Genomic DNA, 17,185 nt, shown 5'->3' on the forward strand with positions numbered 1-17,185 from the left:
GTCTTAAAGAGTAAAATAATGGAACAAGCTCAATTGGTAGACGAATACGGTTACGTCAAAGACGGAAAGGTATTTTTGTCGAGCTACCTCAGCTATCCGGACCGACAAATCGGTGAAGTGAAACGCACAGAACAGGAAGCGCTCGATTATTTTAAGAACCGGTTTACAATTGCCGAAAACAAAGTAAACCAGTTGGAGCAGGAGGTGCAGGAGGCCCAGAACAAAGGGTCGTACCTGACGAAACTCGTTCAATTGCGGAAAAAGCTGCTTAGTTTCGATGCCATCGGCCATTTTATTCCGTTGCTGAATCGGCTCGACGAACAGGAAGAGGTGCTGGTGGAACTGATCCGGACCAACCAGCTTAAAAATCTGGAAATCAAACACGCGTTGCTGGCCGAAGCCGAAGCGGTGGCCGACAGCGTTGAGTGGAAGGAAACCGCCGAGAAACTTCAGGAAATCAAACTGAAGTGGATTAAAACCGGCCCGGTTGACAAGGAACTGGACGAAACCATTGAAAGCCGTTTCAGCGAAACACTGGACGGTTTTTTTCAGCGCCGGCGCGAATTCTTCAACGAACAGAATAAAGTTATTCAGGAACGCATCGATCGCTACGATGCGCTCATTGCCCAGGCCGAACGGGCCGTGCGGTCGATTTATGAAGCCGACCGCAGCCGACCGTTCAAGCGGGACAATCTGGAGGGCGAAGCACTCGAACGGGCCAATATCGCCGAAGAGCGCTACATGAAGGTCCTGACGGAAGCCTACCACCTGATTCGGAATCTGAACAACGAATGGAAAGAGGTGGGCGAAGTGCCGATCAAGAAGTCCGGAAAAATCCTGAAGAAATACCGCCGGGCCACCAAAACCGTATTTGACCGGTATAACCTGGCGCGCGGTATCCAACCCAAAGTGCGGATCGACCCGCGGGTGGAGCAGCAGATGAAAATGGCCGACGAAGCCGAAAAACTGGCGAAACAGTCCGACATTCCAGCCGCTGCCGACCGGGCCAAACAGCTGCTCAACCAGTGGAAGGAAATCAAGATTCCGTTCAAGTTGGTGGACAAGACGGTTTCCGAACGGTTCCGCTCTGCCTGCGACAAGATTTTTGAGTTGAACTACCTCGAACGGGTGATTACCCGTAAATACCCGGCTTTTGAACTGAAAAGCCGCTCGGAGCAGCTGCGGACGAAGGTTCGGGAGTTGGAGTATCTGGTTCGGCGCGAGAAAAGCGATCTGGCGATGGCCATGAGTGGCATGGATACGCTGGGCCGTCCGGGGAACGAGGATGCTGACAAAATGATGATGAGCAAGGTGAATACCCAGAAACGCAAAATCGCCATGAAAGAACAGATACTGACGGAGTTCAACAAAGAACTGAATCAATATTAATTAGAGGAAAAAAGGAGAAGGGAGGAAAGGACGAGCGGGTAAACCCCTTTTCCTTTCCTCCCTTCTCCTTTTTTCCTTCTTCCCCTTCTTCCTTTCCTCCTCCCTATGGTTTTCTGCGCTTCAGGGCCAGATCGTGGGCGGTATCGTAGTAGGAGCGGAGGTTGGTCCAGTCAAACACTTCGGCGATATTCTCGACGCGGTTGCGCTGGGTAATCCGGTCGCGTTGCGAAAGGCGGACAAACCGGAACAGGATATTCGCCAGTTGGTCGGCCGCTTCGTTAAAGGTTTGCGTTTTTCGGTTGACCACGTAAATGCCCCGGTTTTCGTAATCCCGCATAATCTGCATGATGAAATCGCCAAAACCGGATAAATCGCTGGTAACCGTCGGAATGCCCCGCACCACGCATTCGAGTGGCGTATAGCCCCAGGGTTCGTAGTAGCTCGGAAACACGCCGAGGTGGCAGCCCCGCACAAACTGACCGTAATCCAGCCCAAACAGCGGGCTGGTGGACGAAATGAAATCCGGGTGGTAAACGACTTTGACCCGATCGTGGGCGTTGTTGACCAGTTGAATCTGCCGGATAAACCGCACCATGTCGTCCTCCTGCACCAGATCGTGGGTCACAAACGGCGGCAGCTGGTTCGTTTTGAAACTCTGGATGGTGCGCCGGAGCCGGAGCCGCCAGTACTCATCGACAAACTGATTGAGGTCGGGCAGGTTGATGTCTTCGCCGGAGGCTGCGTTCAGAAAAAGCTTGTTGCCGAGCTGATTCTCAATCGCTTTACAGGTTTCCTGAATTTCATCCAGCAAGGCGCGGCTGTGCAGTACGTCGGGATTGACCGAGCGGAACGGCTGTTTGGTAATCATGAACATAACGACCGTCATGTCCATATTGGCTTCGCGCATCTTCCAGTTCAGGCGCGCGAGGGCCTCGAGCGTCAGGTCGTAGCCTTTGTTGCTGAACTCAAACCGCCCCGACGTAAAAAAGTAAAGCGTCTTCTCCAGATCAAACGAATAGCTCTGGAAAAAGTGGCCCATAATGAACTCGTGAATCCGTTCCTTGTACTTGACGTGCAGGTTCTGAAATTCGTGGACGGCCGTAAACCGCATGATGTTCAGACCGTTGGGCAGAATCAGGTCGGGAATGCGGCCCAGAAAAACCTCGCACTCGCGGGAGGTGACATCGCTGACCGTGGTGAAAACGTGGCATTGCTGCGCCGACAGGCGTTCAATCGTTGCCTGCGCTTCAATGTTGTAGTGTTTGGCTTCGCGTTGCCAGTCGAAGAAGGGGAGCTTTCCGTAAAAACCGGATTCGTTCTGCGCCAGATAGCGCCCCAGCATGGTGGCGTGGGTGGTAAAAACCGTGGCCACTTTGACGTTGTCTTTGCGCAGATCCGGCAAACCGCTGCTGGCCATCCATTCGTGAAAATGCACCGTCGTATCGACGTGACGCGCACTTTCGGTGGCCAGTTCGGTCAGGAAAATCCGCACCAGTTCGCCAAAACCGACCACCTGATTCACCAGCTCTTCCACCCCCAGCGTGGAAATGCCGTGGCGTTCCCAGAGGTTGAATTTGACCTGTTCGATGGCCGGCCCCAGGCTCTGAATGCCAAAAAGCACCACCCGGGGCTTCCCCGTAATGAGCCAGTAGCCATACTGAACATCCAGCCCCCGCGAGCGCATACTCAGCACCACACGGCTGATCTCGGTCCCATCGTCCTGCGTGATGGGCTCAAATTCGACGGCCGCCCTTTGCGGGAAGTACGGACCCAGCAGGATGTAATCATTATCCCATTTTTCGACCATCGACGGCACTTTCGACCGAATCACCGTATAAATACCGCCTACCTGGTTACAAACTTCCCAGGCCACTTCAATAAGCAATTTTCGCTTAGATGCAGAGAGCAACGATTCCAATGCCATACAATTTGTTAGGGTGGCTAACCGGCCTTTCCCGCTGATCGGAGTGACCGAAAAAACCGGCCGGGCGATAAGGGTACTCGGTAAAAATCCTTAAGGCCTATTCAACCGGGAAAGGCGATTAGCGCGGTGATTTTACTACATTTACCTATAACTTTCAAATTATCAATTCGTTCATGTCCACCGAAACTCGTCATATTCTCTTGATGGACGGCCCCGACAGCACGGGCCTTATTCACCGCGTTACCGGTGTGCTGGCCCAGCATAACCTGAACATCCTGCGCAACAATGAATACGTTAGTCCCGACCGGCAATTCTTTATGCGTACGGAGTTCGAAGGTAATTATGACAGTACGGTTTTGTCTGATAAATTACGCCAGACCCTACCCACCAGCATTAATCTCCGTATTAATCCTAAAAAAAAGAAAAAAAGTATTGTTTTTGTTACAAAAGAGCACCATTGTTTAGCGGAATTGCTGATTCGGTACGCTTTTAACGAACTCGATGCGGATATTCTGGCCGTTGTCAGCAACTACAATACGCTTCAGGATCTGGTCAGCAAGTTCGGTATTCCATTCCATTATATCACGCACGAACACAAAACCCGTGAAGAACACGAAGCCGCGATCCTGCGGATCGTGGCGATTTACGAGCCGGAATACATCGTTCTGGCCAAGTACATGCGCGTGCTGACCCCGGAATTTGTGACCCATTTTCCGAATCGGATCGTGAATATTCACCACTCGTTTTTACCCGCATTTATGGGCGCCAGCCCCTACCGCCAGGCCTACGACCGGGGGGTTAAAATCATCGGCGCTACGGCCCATTTTGTCAACAACGACTTGGACGAAGGACCCATTATCGCCCAGGATATCAAGGAGGTAGACCACCGGTACACGGCGGCTGCCATGGCGACCGAAGGCAAGGACGTCGAAAAAATCGTGCTGTCGCAGGCACTCAAACTGGTCTTCAACGACCGCGTTTTTATCCACCAGAACCGTACGATCATTTTATGAGGTCGAACAGTGTACCGGTGATCGGTGTTTAGTTAAAACCGGATTTGCGGTCGGTTTCGGTTACTCAACGATCGGTTTGTAAAAGCAATGGCGAGGTTTGCTCACTGGATAAAAATAGGCGTGGCCGCAGCAGGTGTAATGCTGCTGGTAGGCCTGGTTATTCCGTTTTTGCTGGCCACCGTTTACAAAGAAAAAGTCATTCAGTCCATTCGTGACGAGTTTGCCCGGCATTCGGAGCAGCGGCTGGCCGATTTTGGCGTCGATTTCTCGATCCTGAGCCATTTTCCGCACCTCTCGGTTCAACTTCACGATGTGTCGATTCACGATAATCAGGGACAAAAACCGATGGAGATCATCGGCATCGATCAGGCCCATTTGGTCATTGGCACCACCGACCTGTTCCGGGATGACCGGACGGTCCGAAAAATTATTCTGAAAGGCGTTCGGTATCATCAATGGGTGGATTCGACCGGCGAAAAAACCGGGTTTGTCTGGAAAGCCGAAAACCGCTCCGACACCAGCCACCAGCATTCGGTCGCCATTCCGGAAATCCGGGTGGAAGACGCGACGGTACTGGTGGAAAACGGCTACAAAAAAAATGCGTTTTCGATGCGCATCCGGAAAGCCGACCTGCGCGGTCAGCTCGTGCAATCGACGCTGCAACTCGAAGGCTCACTCGACGGCGCGATTGAGTACATCAAAAACCGCAGCCTGACCTTGTTCCGGTCGCAGCCTTTTACGGCGGATGTCCACTATGCCTACAACCAGTTGACCAAAACCGGAACGTTCAGCCGAAGCCAGCTGCGGGTGAATGGGTTGCCCGTCAGTTTAACGGGTAGCCACCGGAAACTTCCCGAAAAGCAAGGCACCGACATGAACATCGGCCTGAGCGGCTCACAACCGGCGCACGAATTTCTGACGGCCCTGTTGCCCGATTCGCTCAAGCGGTACGCCGGGGATTCGGCCCTGAAGGGAACGGTGGCTTTTCAGTTTCGGATGCAGGGCCTGAGCGGACCAACTACCCGCGCACACAGCCACGTCGATTTTCAGCTGCTGGCCCGGAATTACCACTGGCCCAAAACGCCGGTTGTTCTGGAAACCGTGCGCGTAAAAGGCAACTGGAACAACGGCGAACGTAATTCCCGCGAAACGACGGTTTTGACGCTTGATCAATTCCGCGTTCTGTCGGGCAAGGATACGCTGGATGTGAACGGCAAGCTGACCAACCTGATTTCACCGGTGGTCGACGCCACGGTTCGGGGTAATCTGTCGCTTTTGCAACTGGCGCAGTTTATGAACTGGCCGGGCGACTCCCTGTACGAGGGCACGGCGGCCATTAACCTGGCGGTGCGGAGCCCGCTGCTTTTTTCCAATGTGACCGCACCTGCGCCCGTTGAGCCCTACTGGAACGGCACCCTTCGGATCAAAAATGGTTGTCTGAATTTTCCGAAACCCTCGGGCCGGTGTACGGCGCTCCAGGCCGACATTCACTTCCTTCCGGAACACAACAGGCTGCGGATTCGGGAGGTTGTGGGGAAACTGGAAGGGAAGGCGTTCAGCGTGAATGGCGAAGTAACCAACCTGCTCCGGTATGTGCTGGGGGGAGATAAGAACACATATCCGGTTCGGACCCAACTGGCGGCTCACTGGCAGGAAATGGATTTTTCAAAACCGGTGGCGCCGAAGGCCCGGCCGGCGCTTCCCGAAAAAAAACCGACCTCCACCGATAGCCTGCTGGCCGGGCTGCTGTTCGGAACCGAGTATACCGCCGAAATCCGGATCGACCGCATCCGGCTGCCGTCGCGCGAAGATCTGAGCGATATGTCGTTTGTGGTGCATAAAAAAGGCGAACGGGTGCAGGTGCCCCGGCTGGTTTGCCGGACCACGCTGGGCGGAACCATTGCTGGTTTGGGTCATTTTCAGCTCAATCAGGACGGCATTCAGGAGCCGTTCGCGGCTTTGCAACTGTCGTACGACCGGCTGAATTTGCAGCGGCTGGTGGGTCTGCTGGCCGGCCTGAACAGCATGCAGGCGACCTACAAGAGTCCGGCGGCACCGAAAGGCAAAACCGCCCTGAGCGATTACCGGTTCGACGTGGAAGTGAAAGCCCGAAAACTGGACTACCAAACCCTGAAAGGAGACGATTTTGGCTTAAAAACCGTCATCAAAGACGAAACCGCCCAACTGGAACGACTCACGATGAATGCCTTTGGCGGGCGGCTGGGCTCACGGGGCCTCATGAAGCTGGGCGATCCGAACGGGTTTCCGGTTACGCTGAATGTGACGCTCCAGAAAATGGATTTGCATCAGCTTTTCCGCGCGGCTGAAGAAATGAAAATCGACGTTCTGCGCAGCGACAACATCCGGGGGAATGTGGATTGCTCGATGATGTTGCGCACCGAACTGAACAATGATTTTTTGCCGGATATCAACCGGATAACCGCCTACACCAAAGCCGCGATTCGGAACATGGAACTAATTGAGGTCCAGCCGATTCAGCAGGCCCTGCGGTTTTTGCCGAAAACCAAAACAAGCCACATTTACTTCGAGGACGTGGACGCCCAGTTTTTGCTGCACCAGAACCGGATTCTGATGCCCGATCTGAATTTAACCAGCAATCTTTCGTATCTTCATCTCAACGGCGATTATACGCTCAACAAGAAGGCGGCTTTTCTGGTTGAAATCAGCCTGACCGACCTGCTGTTCGGCAACAACAAACGCCGGATCCGGCAAATTCAGGAAGCCGATTCGACCCGCATGAACAAAGGGCTGAAAAACCACCTGCTGTTGCACCGCGACCTGGGCAAATACCGGATGAAAATGTTCGGTCGGCGGGATTTTGAAGCCCACAAACAATCCCTTCGTTACGAATGGCAAAACGAATTGAGCAGACACAAAATTGACACCACTTTTGTGCGATGAAGCAACGTTCGCTGGCTGGTCACCCGCCTAGCGGTGGCAGCAAACCGGCTTTTTACGTAGTTTGTCCGGGCTTCCGGTTTTTGATCGGGGTAACGTTGCTGTGGACGGTTTCGGTGGCCGAGGCCCAGAACCGGGTAAGGCGCGAAGTCGATACGGCCTACGTCCGGACGTTTCCCCGACAGTTGACCGGGCGGACCTATCTTTCCCAAAAGTATACCTCCTTTTTTTTATCGACCCCACTGCCTTCGACGCCCTCGCTGCATTACCGGCCCAATTCGTCGCTGGATTTGGGCGTTGGAGCCACGTTCAAAGCGCTGACGCTGAACCTGGCCTATGGGCTTTCGTTTCTGGATAATCGGGCGCTGAAAGGCCGAACCAACGACATCGATCTGCAAACCCACGTCTACATGCGGAAATGGGTGCTCGACGGGTTCGGGCAGTTTTACCGGGGCTATTACCTGACACCCCGGGGCACGGCGGCTCCCGATCTGGATCAGTTTTACCTGCGCCCCGATTTGCGCATCCGGCTGGTGGGGGGCTCCGTCCGGCGGGTGTTTAATTTCCGGCGGTTTTCGTTTCGGGCGGCTCTGGTGCAGAACGAGTGGCAACGGCGCTCGGCGGGCACCTGGCTGATCGGTTTTCAGCTGTATTACGGCATTGTGCGGGGCGACAGCGCGCTGGTTCCCGGCGTTTTGCGGGCCGATTTTCCGACCGAAACCGTGCAGCGGATGCGGCTGGTAAAACTGGGGCCGGGCGCGGGCTATGCCTACACTTACGTCTTTCGGGAACACTGGTTTGCCACGGGCTCGCTGACGGCCAATCTGAATGCGACCTTCAGCAAAGAGTCATTCGGAACCGGAAACCTAACCTACGGCAACGTCCGCCCGGATTTGTTGTTTCGGGTGGTGGCGGGCTACAACAGCAATCGGTGGTGCGTCACGCTCGGCTGGGTCAACGGCTCGGTGTCGGTCACGAGTCCCATTTACCAGTATACCCTTCATACCGGGAATTACCGGTTAACGGTTGCCCGGCGCTTCAAAACCGCAGCGCGTTTGCAGAAGATCGTACCGGATAACATTAAAATCTCGCTGTAAGCGCCCAAAACATAAATCTGTCCGGAAGCCGTTTCCGGGCAGGAATATGTTCTCTAAATCGTTATCTTTCGAGCCGAAATAATCCTACAGCATTTCTTTCCTGTTTATTGGTTGCCGTTATGCAAAAATTACAGACTCTCGATTACGTTGTTTTCTTTATTTATTTCATCATCGTAGCGGGGTACGGCTACTGGATTTATCAACGAAAAAAGACGCAGGAAACCTCCTCAACCGATTTCTTCCTGGCCGAAGGTTCGCTGACCTGGTGGGCCATCGGGGCCTCCCTGATCGCGTCCAACATCTCGGCCGAGCAGTTCATTGGCGCATCCGGCGACGGTTTTGCGATGGGGCTGGCCATTGCCACCTACGAGTGGATGGCGGCCGCAACGCTGATTGTGGTAGCGGTTTTCTTTATGCCGATCTACCTCAAAAACCGGATCTTCACGATGCCGCAGTTTCTGACCAAGCGGTACAACAACACCGTCGCGATGATTATGGCCATTTTCTGGCTGTTTCTCTACATTCTGGTCAATCTGACTTCCATTCTGTTTCTGGGCGCGCTGGCGGTTTCCACCATTTCGGGGCTCAACTTCACGCTTTGCATGATCGGGCTGGCGGTTTTTGCGGTGATCATCACGCTCGGCGGGATGAAGGTAATCGGCTATACCGACGTCATCCAAGTATTCTTTCTGATTCTGGGCGGCTTGGCCACCACTTATCTGGCCATCAATCTGGTTTCGGCGGAAAATGCCACCACCGGAATTCTGAACGGTTTTAATAAAATGCTGACGCAATCGGAAGACCATTTTCACATGATTTTCCCGAAAGGCCACCCGCATTATGCCTCCCTGCCGGGTTTGACGGTGCTGATCGGCGGCATGTGGATTGTCAACCTGAACTACTGGGGTTGTAATCAGTACATTACGCAACGGGCGCTGGGGGCGGATCTGAAAACCGCCCGCGAGGGAATCCTGTTTGCGGCTTTCCTGAAACTGCTGATGCCGATCATCGTGGTATTGCCCGGTATTGCGGCTTACACGCTGTATCAGAACGGCTTGTTTCAACAGGAAATGCTCGATGCCACGGGGGAAGTCAATAAAGACCACGCCTACCCGGTTTTGCTGAACCTCCTGCCATCGGGGCTGAAAGGACTTTCGTTTGCCGCTCTGACGGCTGCGGTGGTGGCGTCATTGGCCGGAAAAGCCAACTCGATTTCCACCATTTTTACCCTCGATATTTTCAAAAAATACATTGCACCGAACGCCAGTGAGCAGAGACTGGTGCGCGTGGGCCGCGTAACGATCTGGGTCTCGATGCTGATGGCTATTTTCATATCGCCGTTCATGGGCATCGACAAAAAAGGCGGTTTTCAGTTCATTCAGGAAATGACCGGTCTGGTATCGCCGGGCGTTTTTGCGGCCTTTATCATGGGCTTTTTCTGGAAAAAGACCAATTCGAGCGGGGCTCTGTTCGCCATTGTGGGCGGTTTTTTACTGTCGCTGTTCTTTAAATACGTTCTGCCCGGCATGGTGGATCTGGCGTTTCTGGCGCCCCTGGGTTTTGCGGTTCCCAATCCGGACGGAGTTTACACCATTCCGTTCCTCGACACGATGGGCTTTGTCTTCCTGATCTGCGTGGCCGTCATGATTGTGCTGGGCTTGCAAAAACCGAGTGACAAAGGGCTTGACATTGACAGCAGCATGTTCAAAACGTCGTCGGGCTTTGCCATCGGAGCCGCCGTTGTTTTGGCGGTTATCACGTTCCTTTACGCGTATTTCTGGTAGAAAAGTCAAGTTATATCGCGGAGTTGAGCCGAGTAAAAAAGAGTTAAGCGGAGTTTTCTCTGCGTAGCTCTGATAATCTCCGCTTAACTCTGCGAAACAACCCTTATTTAACCGCTTCAACCACCGCCCGGACGACGGCGCTGCTGGTGCTCAGCCACTCAAATTCGCTTAGGGCCACCGACGCCATCGGCACATCCGGGTTGCGAAACTGCATGCCACTGTCCATGACCTGCTTGCCCGTCAGGTGGAGCGCGTGAACGCCCGCCGAAGCCAATCTGGCGGCATTGCCGGCGGTTACACCGGCTCCGGCCATAATTTCGATTCGATCCCCGGCCTGTTCGGCCAGTTTTTTCAAGAGTGGCAGACCGGTTTCGGCGCTGGCCTGCTGGCCCGAGGTCAGAATGCGTTTCGCCCCCGTCCGAATCACGGCTTCGAGCGCTTCCAGCGGGTCGCGCGTCACATCGAAAGCGCGGTGGAAAGTAACCGGCAGCGGATGCGCCAGGTGAACGAATTCGGCCGTTCTGGCTTCATCGACCGTACCATCCGGATGCAGGAAACCCAGCACCACCCCGTCGGCACCGGCCTGTTTGGCGGCTTCGAGGTCCCGGCGCATTACGGCCAACTCCGTTTCATTGTAAAGAAAATCACCACCCCGGGGCCGGATCATCACATAAAGGGCAATTTTTAATTCCTGACGCGCCAGTTCGATCAAACCGTAACTGGGGGTCGTCCCGCCCTCCGCTGCGCCACCGCATAACTCGATTCGGGTGGCTCCGTGCTCCTGCGCAATCCGGCAGGACTCCAACGAAAAGGCACAAATTTCAACGTCCATTGCTTACTAAAGTTGGGGGAATAGAAGAAGTTAGGAAAAGAATACAAACATTTTTATTCGGGACGCGGTTATTTGGCCTAAATGCCCCTCCAAACGTTTCTGAAAGATTTTTCCGGGAAATGTATAGGATATTCATATTTTTTTACTTTTGCACAATTTACGACAATCAGTTGTCATATTATTAGCAGAACGCTTATGTATTGGACACTCGAACTGGCATCCTATCTGGAAGATGCCCCCTGGCCGGCTACCAAAGATGAGTTGATCGATTATTCGATCCGCTCAGGTGCTCCCTTAGAAGTAGTCGAAAACCTGCAGGAATTGGAGGACGACGGTCAGCCCTACGAGAGTATCGAGGAAATATGGCCTGATTACCCCACCAAGGACGACTTCTTTTTCAACGAAGACGAGTATTAGCCGGAAGCTTCCGGCTAGGTGACCCATAAAGATACAGCCCCGCGGTTGTGCTTTATGGGTTTTGGCGTTTCAGTGCCGCGTCGTTACGATTTCTGGTACTTTTTGGGGGCATACAGAAAGCCAAACGCTTCGGCCCCCTGCCGCTTATGTACCCGGTGGTGGATGTAATGCGCCCGGATGATGCGATTCAGATAGCGGTTGCGGGTCGTGAACCGGATTTTGATCCGCCGGTGAACGATGACATCGTGAAAAACAAAATAGAAAATACCGTACAAGGACACGCCGATTCCGATGGGGGCCAGAAACCAGAGCGAATCCACCTCAAAACCGGTTACCACCATACCGACGGCCACTCCGCTGAACACCACGCTGAACCAGTCATTCCGCTCCAGAAAACCGGGGTGGTGGTTGTGGTGCGAATGATGCCAGTGCCACATAAAACCGTGCATAATGTACTTGTGCGTCCACCAGGCGACTCCCTCCATTCCCACAAACGTAAGCAGGACGATTGCAACGTTTACCAGCATTTTTTCGTTATAAGATCAGGTACAGACAAAAGGTAAACCACTAACTCACTTAAATAGTTAATAGTGAGAATAACCGACGAAATTAGTCTATTTCCCGGTAAAATAGTTGCCGAAACCTTTGGTTCGTATTGGTGAAAACGACTATATTTAAAAGCAAGGGAGGGCTGGCAACCTTTCTGAAACCTACATAGCCGACTGACGGATGGACTACAGGGCGCTCAAGGAACTGGTTCGACAGGGTGAAGGAACGCATCTCGAATTCAAATTAAAGTCCAATCACCCCGAACGGATTATTCGCGAAATTGTGGCCTTTGCCAACACGGAGGGTGGGAAGTTGCTGATCGGCATCGGCGACGACAAAAGCATCCAGGGCCTCAAACACGTCGACGAAGACGAATACCTGCTGGAACGCGCCATCGGGCGGTATTGCACCCCCACCATTGACTACTCCATGGAGCGGGTTTCGCTGGCCAACGAACGGGAAGTGTTGGTCATCACCGTTCCGGAAAGCGACCGAAAACCGCACTACGTCGACGACCCCATCAACGAGATTCGGCGGGCCTACATTCGGGTCGAGGACAAGGCCGTTCAGGCCAGCAAAGAAGTCCGGGAGATTCTGAAAGGCGAAGCCGCTGAACGCAACATTCGCTTTACGTACGGCGAAAAAGAGCAGGCGCTGATGCAGCATCTGGATCGAAATCAGAGCATTACCGTCGATTCTTTTGCCAACATTGCCAACATTCCCCGCAAAATGGCCTCCCGGACCCTGGTGCTGCTCGTGCTGGCGAACGTCCTGCAGGTGCATCCCAGCGAAATCAGCGACCGGTTTACCACCCGGCCGAGCTGATTAAACAAAACCGTTTTAAAATAGCGAATATTGAACATCAAATAACGAATATTGAATGAGGTTGTGATCCGTTTGCTATGCGTTATTCAAGATTCATTATCCGATATTTTTAGTAATCTTCCCACTGATCAACCCACCGCCATCGGGTAACTAATCCGATGTTTTCCACTACCTTTGTATATTGTGACCAACGGTACCTCTTCGCTGCAATAGAGACTGTGTCTGGCGCGTTTGAACAAAAGAACCCGATTGGGTGGTCACAACGATTCGATTCATTTTAGCATGAATGAGCAGATGCACGATCTGGTAAAACCAAATTGGCGGGTATGGCTGGTTGCCGGCATCGGTTGCCTGATGGTGTGGATGAATACACCCGCTGAAGCCCAGCGCAAAAGCAAGGAACAGAAGCCAACGGAAGGCGTCCGGGGGGTGGAGGAATCCTTGTTTACGGAAGGCATGAAGTTCATGATGATGGACGAACCGGCGAAAGCCGTTGCTCAGTTCCAGAAAGTGATTCAGCTGCATCCCGAAAATCCCGCAGCCCATTATGCCGCAGCCACGGCTCTGCTGAAGCAGAACAAAGCCGACGAAGCGCTCTCGTTTGCCCAGAAAGCCGTTCAATTAGACAAAGGCATCAATAAATACTATGTTCTGCAACTGGCCGAACTCTTTGTGAAGCAGAAGCGGTATTCCGATGCGGAGAATCTGTACGAAGAACTGATCAAGAAAAGCCCGGACAACATCGAATACGGGGTTGAGCTGGCGGCTATCTACCTCTTCGATGAAAAACCGGACAAGGCGCTCGACATGTACGACAAAGTCGAGAAGGCCACGGGGATGAATGAAGAAATCATCCGGCAGAAACAACGGATTTACCTAAAGCAGAATAAAGTCGAAAAGGCGGTTCAGGAAGCTGAAAAACTGGTGGCGTACGAACCGGGAGAAACGGACTACCTCCTGGAAGGGGCCGAACTGCTCATTGCGAACGACCGCAATGATCAGGCGGTGGACTGGCTTCAGCGGGCGCTGAAAGTAAACACGGATTTGCCGCAGGCCCACGTCATGCTGGCCGATCTGTACCGGAAACAGGGCAATCTGGAAAAATGCAGCCAGGAACTGGACAAGGTATTTGCCAACCCGAATCTGGAAGCCGACATCAAAGCGCGGATTTTGTCGAGCTACATCGAAATGGTGGGCAAAGATGAAAAAGCCAGACAAAGCGCTCTAAAACTGGCGAAGGAACTCGCCGTGGCCCATCCCAAAGACGCGCGCTCCCAGGCGATCTACGCCGATTTGCTGCACCAGCAGGGGAAAAAGGCCGAAGCCCGGGACTACTACGTCAAAGCCGCCCGGCAGGATAAGGCAACGTACGAAATCTGGGGCGCTATTCTGCAACTCGACGGCGAACTGAATCAGATGGACAGCATGCTGGTTCATTCCGAGCAGGCACTCGAGTTGTTTCCCAACCAGGGGGTGATCTGGGCCTTCAACGGTTCGGCAAACTACTTCAAAAAGCGCTACAAAGAAGCAATCGAAGCGTACGAAGAAAGCCGGCGGCTCTCGGCAACCAACGCCGAACTGATGAAAAGCGTTACGGCTCAGTTGGGCGACGTTTATAACGGCATGGGCGATCATCAGAAATCAGATCAAGCCTATGAAGAAGTGCTGAAAGCCGATCCTGATAACGACCATGTGCTGAATAACTACAGCTATTTTTTGTCCCTCCGGAAAGAAAAACTGCCGCTGGCCCTGCAAATGTCGGAGCGGCTGGTCGAAAAAAACCAAACCAACGCGACTTACCTGGATACCCACGCCTGGGTGCTGTACGTCATGAAAGACTACGCCAAAGCCCGGACTTATCTGGAAAAAGCGATCCAGACCGACAAGAACGTGAGCGGCACCATCATCGAACATTACGGCGATGTGCTGTACCAGCTTGGCGAACTCGACAAGGCCGTTGAACAATGGAAAAAAGCAAAACAGAAAGGCGAAACGACCGAACGGTTGGATAAGAAAATTGCAACCGGAAAAATTTATGAGTAAATACCTTCTTGGATTGGTGGGCGTCATCCTCCTGATTACGTCAGACGGATGTCGCCGGCGAAACATGTTCCGGAATGCCCCCCCTTCTCCATCCGCCGATACGGTTTCCATCAGTCCCACTACCCGTACTGACACCGCGGCTGCCGCAACGGCCCTGCCTTCCGTCGATCCGAATGCCAATGTTGATCAGGTTGATTTTGACTACCTCACGGCTAAATCGAAGGTATCTTTCAAAAGCAAGGAACAGGATATCAACAACGCCAACGTTAACCTGCGCATTGACAAGGACAGCCTGATCTGGCTGTCGGTTTCGGGCGTGGGCGTTGAAGTGGCGCGGGCGCTGATTACGGCCGATTCGGTCGTGATCATGGATCGCATTCACCGGGAATATTCGGTGTATGATTATGCGTCGTTAAGCCAGCGGTTTAATTTCAATCTCACTTTTGGGTTGATTCAATCCCTGCTGATTGGGAATCTGCCGTTGCCGCAGGAGCCCGCCCAGCGGGTTAAAAATGAAAAGGATTTTCTGCTGTTGCGGCAACACGAAGGCAAGGTGCTGGTTGACAATTACATTGGGGAGCAAAACCGGAAGCTGAAAAAACTCCTGGTGGTGGAACAACCTACCAAAAACTCGCTTTCGCTTGATTACGAGGATTTTACGGTTTTGAATAATTTTCTGTTTCCATACACCAGTCTGGTTACCGTCGACTATAAATCCAAAAATGACGGCCAACCTTACCAGACCGTCTTGCGAATTCGGCACAATAAAGTAGAGCTTACCGATAAAAATCCGGGCTTTCCGTTCAGTATTCCGCCGAAATACCAACGGAGACCGTAACCGCCCCGGTTTGGCAAAATGCATATGAAGTATAGAGTAGTTTGGGCTATTAATTGGCGGGTATGGATCGTTATGCTAACCTTTGGCTGGCTGGCGGGTGGGAGCCTGATGGCCCAGCAACGAAGCCGTCAGCAGCTGGAGAAAGAGAAAAAACAGAATATTGAGAAAGTCTCGCAGATTCGGACGATTCTGAAAAAGACATCGTCGCAGAAACAGGCTACGCTGGGTCAGTTGAAGGCGCTCAACCAGGAGATTGCCGTCCAGTCCAAACAAATCAACCTGCTGACGGAAGATGTTAAACTGATGACGAGCGAAATCCGGGAGTTGCGCCGAACCTCCGGTCAGCTGCAGAACGATCTGGAAAAACTCAAAAAAGAATACGGCGAAATGATTTATGCGGCCGATAAACGGCGCCAGCAGGTCAATCCGCTCGGTTTTTTGTTTTCCGCCGAAAGCTTCAATCAACTGGTGGCCCGCTATAAATACCTTCAGCAGTATTCCGAAGCGCGCAAGGGCCAGGTGCGGCAAATTGAAAAAGTGCGGCAGGAGATGCTCACCAAGCAGCAGGCTGTCGAGCAGAAAAAGAAACAGCAGCAGGGAACGCTGGCGGTTCAGGTCAACGAATCGAAACGGCTGGAAGGGCTGAAAGACGAAAAAAACCGGGTGGCGCAGGAACTGGGTGAGAAAGAACAGGATTTGCGCAACGAACTGGCCGAAAGCCGCAAAGCGGTAAACCGGCTGGAGTCGGCGATCACCGAAATGATTCGCCGGGAGATCCGGGAACGGCAGGAGCGGGAGCGGCTGGCCCGACTGGCGCGTGAAAGAGCCGAGCGGGAGCGGATTGCCCGGGAACGGGCCGCGGCCGCAGCGGCTGCCAAAGCGGCAAAAGAAGCTGCGGCAGAACCGGGTGCCGAAAAACCGGCCGACGTCGCCGAGGCCAAACCCACGGAAGCGGCTCCGGAAGCACCGGAGCGGACGGCCCGCAAAATCGACGAGCGCCGGAATTCGCTGCTCAATGAAGAAGAAACCGCACTAGCATCGTCCTTTGCAGCCTCGCGCAACCGGCTGCCCTGGCCGGTTTCCCGGGGATTCATCTCGGATCATTACGGGGTAAAACCGCACCCGGTTTTGAAAGGCGTTATGCAGGATAACCCCGGAATTGACATCCAGACCAACCCCGGCGAAGTGGTGCGGGCGGTTTATGACGGCATTGTCCAGTACACGACTTACGTAACCGGGATGCACAACATCGTTGCGGTTCAGCACGGTGATTATTATACCGTGTACGCCAAACTGAAAAGCGTATCGGTGCAGGTTGGCCAGCGCCTGAAAGCCCGCGATGTGATTGGGGTGGTGGCAACGGACAAGGACGGGGTGGCGGAAGTACAGTTCCAGGTCTGGAAAAGCACCAATCGAATGAATCCCGAATCCTGGCTGATTGACCGTTGATTTCCGGGCGAATCCAAAACCGACTCCGGTTTACAGAATCATTTTGCTACTATCTTGGTTTTCTGCATACTAATTAGCCGTAGATTGCCTGCTGATTCTGCTCACG

13 protein-coding genes are annotated in these 17,185 nt (G+C 53.2%); 10 read left to right on the forward strand and 3 right to left on the reverse strand.

The window, feature by feature from the left end; genetic code table 11:
• Positions 1 to 18 precede the first annotated feature (18 nt).
• The gene (locus ACYVHX_RS09655; RefSeq protein ID WP_460671419.1) at positions 19 to 1,389 is read left to right on the forward strand and encodes a DUF349 domain-containing protein; all 1,371 of its coding nucleotides are present in this window, start codon (positions 19 to 21) and stop codon (positions 1,387 to 1,389) included.
• 103 nt (positions 1,390 to 1,492) lie between these two features.
• On the opposite strand, the gene ACYVHX_RS09660 is transcribed toward ACYVHX_RS09655, so the two are convergent.
• Positions 1,493 to 3,313 carry a glycosyltransferase gene (locus ACYVHX_RS09660; protein ID WP_460671420.1) on the reverse strand — a complete coding sequence of 607 codons (1,821 nt, stop codon included), beginning with the start codon at positions 3,311 to 3,313 and terminating at the stop codon, positions 1,493 to 1,495.
• Between the two features lie 173 nt (positions 3,314 to 3,486).
• Here ACYVHX_RS09660 and purU point away from each other — a divergent pair, with 173 nt between their 5' ends.
• From purU to ACYVHX_RS09680, 4 genes are all read left to right on the forward strand, one after another.
• On the forward strand, positions 3,487 to 4,326 hold the full coding sequence (purU, locus tag ACYVHX_RS09665) for a formyltetrahydrofolate deformylase (RefSeq protein WP_460671421.1): 840 nt from the start codon (positions 3,487 to 3,489) through the stop codon (positions 4,324 to 4,326).
• Positions 4,327 to 4,413: 87 nt separating this feature from the next.
• Complete coding sequence (locus ACYVHX_RS09670; RefSeq protein WP_460671422.1) at positions 4,414 to 7,248, forward strand: AsmA family protein; 2,835 nt, start codon at positions 4,414 to 4,416, stop codon at positions 7,246 to 7,248.
• The gene (locus tag ACYVHX_RS09675; protein ID WP_460671423.1) at positions 7,245 to 8,342 is read left to right on the forward strand and encodes a DUF4421 domain-containing protein; all 1,098 of its coding nucleotides are present in this window, start codon (positions 7,245 to 7,247) and stop codon (positions 8,340 to 8,342) included. The genes ACYVHX_RS09670 and ACYVHX_RS09675 overlap by 4 nt, the downstream gene beginning before the upstream one ends.
• 119 nt (positions 8,343 to 8,461) lie before the next feature.
• Positions 8,462 to 10,126 (forward strand): sodium/sugar symporter, encoded by a 1,665-nt coding sequence (locus ACYVHX_RS09680; protein ID WP_460671424.1) that lies wholly within the window; start codon positions 8,462 to 8,464, stop codon positions 10,124 to 10,126.
• Positions 10,127 to 10,229: 103 nt separating this feature from the next.
• Here the strand turns inward: ACYVHX_RS09680 and ACYVHX_RS09685 are convergent, their stop codons facing one another.
• Entirely contained in the window at positions 10,230 to 10,958 is a 729-nt protein-coding gene (locus ACYVHX_RS09685) for a copper homeostasis protein CutC (protein WP_460671425.1), read from the reverse strand.
• 195 nt (positions 10,959 to 11,153) lie between these two features.
• Between ACYVHX_RS09685 and ACYVHX_RS09690 the strand changes: the two genes are divergently transcribed.
• Positions 11,154 to 11,375 carry a DUF2795 domain-containing protein gene (locus tag ACYVHX_RS09690; RefSeq protein ID WP_009284883.1) on the forward strand — a complete coding sequence of 74 codons (222 nt, stop codon included), beginning with the start codon at positions 11,154 to 11,156 and terminating at the stop codon, positions 11,373 to 11,375.
• An 83-nt stretch (positions 11,376 to 11,458) separates the two neighbouring features.
• Here the strand turns inward: ACYVHX_RS09690 and ACYVHX_RS09695 are convergent, their stop codons facing one another.
• Positions 11,459 to 11,902 (reverse strand): sterol desaturase family protein, encoded by a 444-nt coding sequence (locus tag ACYVHX_RS09695; RefSeq protein ID WP_460671426.1) that lies wholly within the window; start codon positions 11,900 to 11,902, stop codon positions 11,459 to 11,461.
• 202 nt (positions 11,903 to 12,104) lie between these two features.
• Between ACYVHX_RS09695 and ACYVHX_RS09700 the strand changes: the two genes are divergently transcribed.
• The 4 genes from ACYVHX_RS09700 to ACYVHX_RS09715 all read left to right on the forward strand — a co-directional run bounded on the left by ACYVHX_RS09700 (position 12,105) and on the right by ACYVHX_RS09715 (position 17,079).
• The gene (locus ACYVHX_RS09700) at positions 12,105 to 12,749 is read left to right on the forward strand and encodes an AlbA family DNA-binding domain-containing protein (protein WP_460671427.1); all 645 of its coding nucleotides are present in this window, start codon (positions 12,105 to 12,107) and stop codon (positions 12,747 to 12,749) included.
• Positions 12,750 to 12,980: 231 nt separating this feature from the next.
• A complete protein-coding gene (locus ACYVHX_RS09705; protein ID WP_460671428.1) occupies positions 12,981 to 14,792 on the forward strand; it encodes a tetratricopeptide repeat protein in 1,812 nt (603 codons plus the stop codon).
• Positions 14,785 to 15,630, forward strand: coding sequence for a DUF4292 domain-containing protein (locus tag ACYVHX_RS09710; protein WP_460671429.1), 846 nt, complete (start codon positions 14,785 to 14,787; stop codon positions 15,628 to 15,630). Before ACYVHX_RS09705 ends, ACYVHX_RS09710 begins: the two co-directional genes overlap by 8 nt.
• A gap of 72 nt (positions 15,631 to 15,702) precedes the next feature.
• Positions 15,703 to 17,079 (forward strand): murein hydrolase activator EnvC family protein, encoded by a 1,377-nt coding sequence (locus ACYVHX_RS09715; protein ID WP_460671430.1) that lies wholly within the window; start codon positions 15,703 to 15,705, stop codon positions 17,077 to 17,079.
• Positions 17,080 to 17,185: the final 106 nt, after the last annotated feature.

This window comes from Larkinella ripae, assembly GCF_054780775.1.

Bases quoted from the DNA above. Each gene is read 5' to 3' on its own strand.
- ACYVHX_RS09655 (WP_460671419.1), top strand. From the start codon at position 19: ATGGAACAAGCTCAATTGGTAGACGAATACGGTTACGTCAAAGACGGA.
- ACYVHX_RS09660 (WP_460671420.1), bottom strand. From the start codon at position 3,313: ATGGCATTGGAATCGTTGCTCTCTGCATCTAAGCGAAAATTGCTTATT.
- purU (WP_460671421.1), top strand. From the start codon at position 3,487: ATGTCCACCGAAACTCGTCATATTCTCTTGATGGACGGCCCCGACAGC.
- ACYVHX_RS09670 (WP_460671422.1), top strand. From the start codon at position 4,414: ATGGCGAGGTTTGCTCACTGGATAAAAATAGGCGTGGCCGCAGCAGGT.
- ACYVHX_RS09675 (WP_460671423.1), top strand. From the start codon at position 7,245: ATGAAGCAACGTTCGCTGGCTGGTCACCCGCCTAGCGGTGGCAGCAAA.
- ACYVHX_RS09680 (WP_460671424.1), top strand. From the start codon at position 8,462: ATGCAAAAATTACAGACTCTCGATTACGTTGTTTTCTTTATTTATTTC.
- ACYVHX_RS09685 (WP_460671425.1), bottom strand. From the start codon at position 10,958: ATGGACGTTGAAATTTGTGCCTTTTCGTTGGAGTCCTGCCGGATTGCG.
- ACYVHX_RS09690 (WP_009284883.1), top strand. From the start codon at position 11,154: ATGTATTGGACACTCGAACTGGCATCCTATCTGGAAGATGCCCCCTGG.
- ACYVHX_RS09695 (WP_460671426.1), bottom strand. From the start codon at position 11,902: ATGCTGGTAAACGTTGCAATCGTCCTGCTTACGTTTGTGGGAATGGAG.
- ACYVHX_RS09700 (WP_460671427.1), top strand. From the start codon at position 12,105: ATGGACTACAGGGCGCTCAAGGAACTGGTTCGACAGGGTGAAGGAACG.
- ACYVHX_RS09710 (WP_460671429.1), top strand. From the start codon at position 14,785: ATGAGTAAATACCTTCTTGGATTGGTGGGCGTCATCCTCCTGATTACG.
- ACYVHX_RS09715 (WP_460671430.1), top strand. From the start codon at position 15,703: ATGCTAACCTTTGGCTGGCTGGCGGGTGGGAGCCTGATGGCCCAGCAA.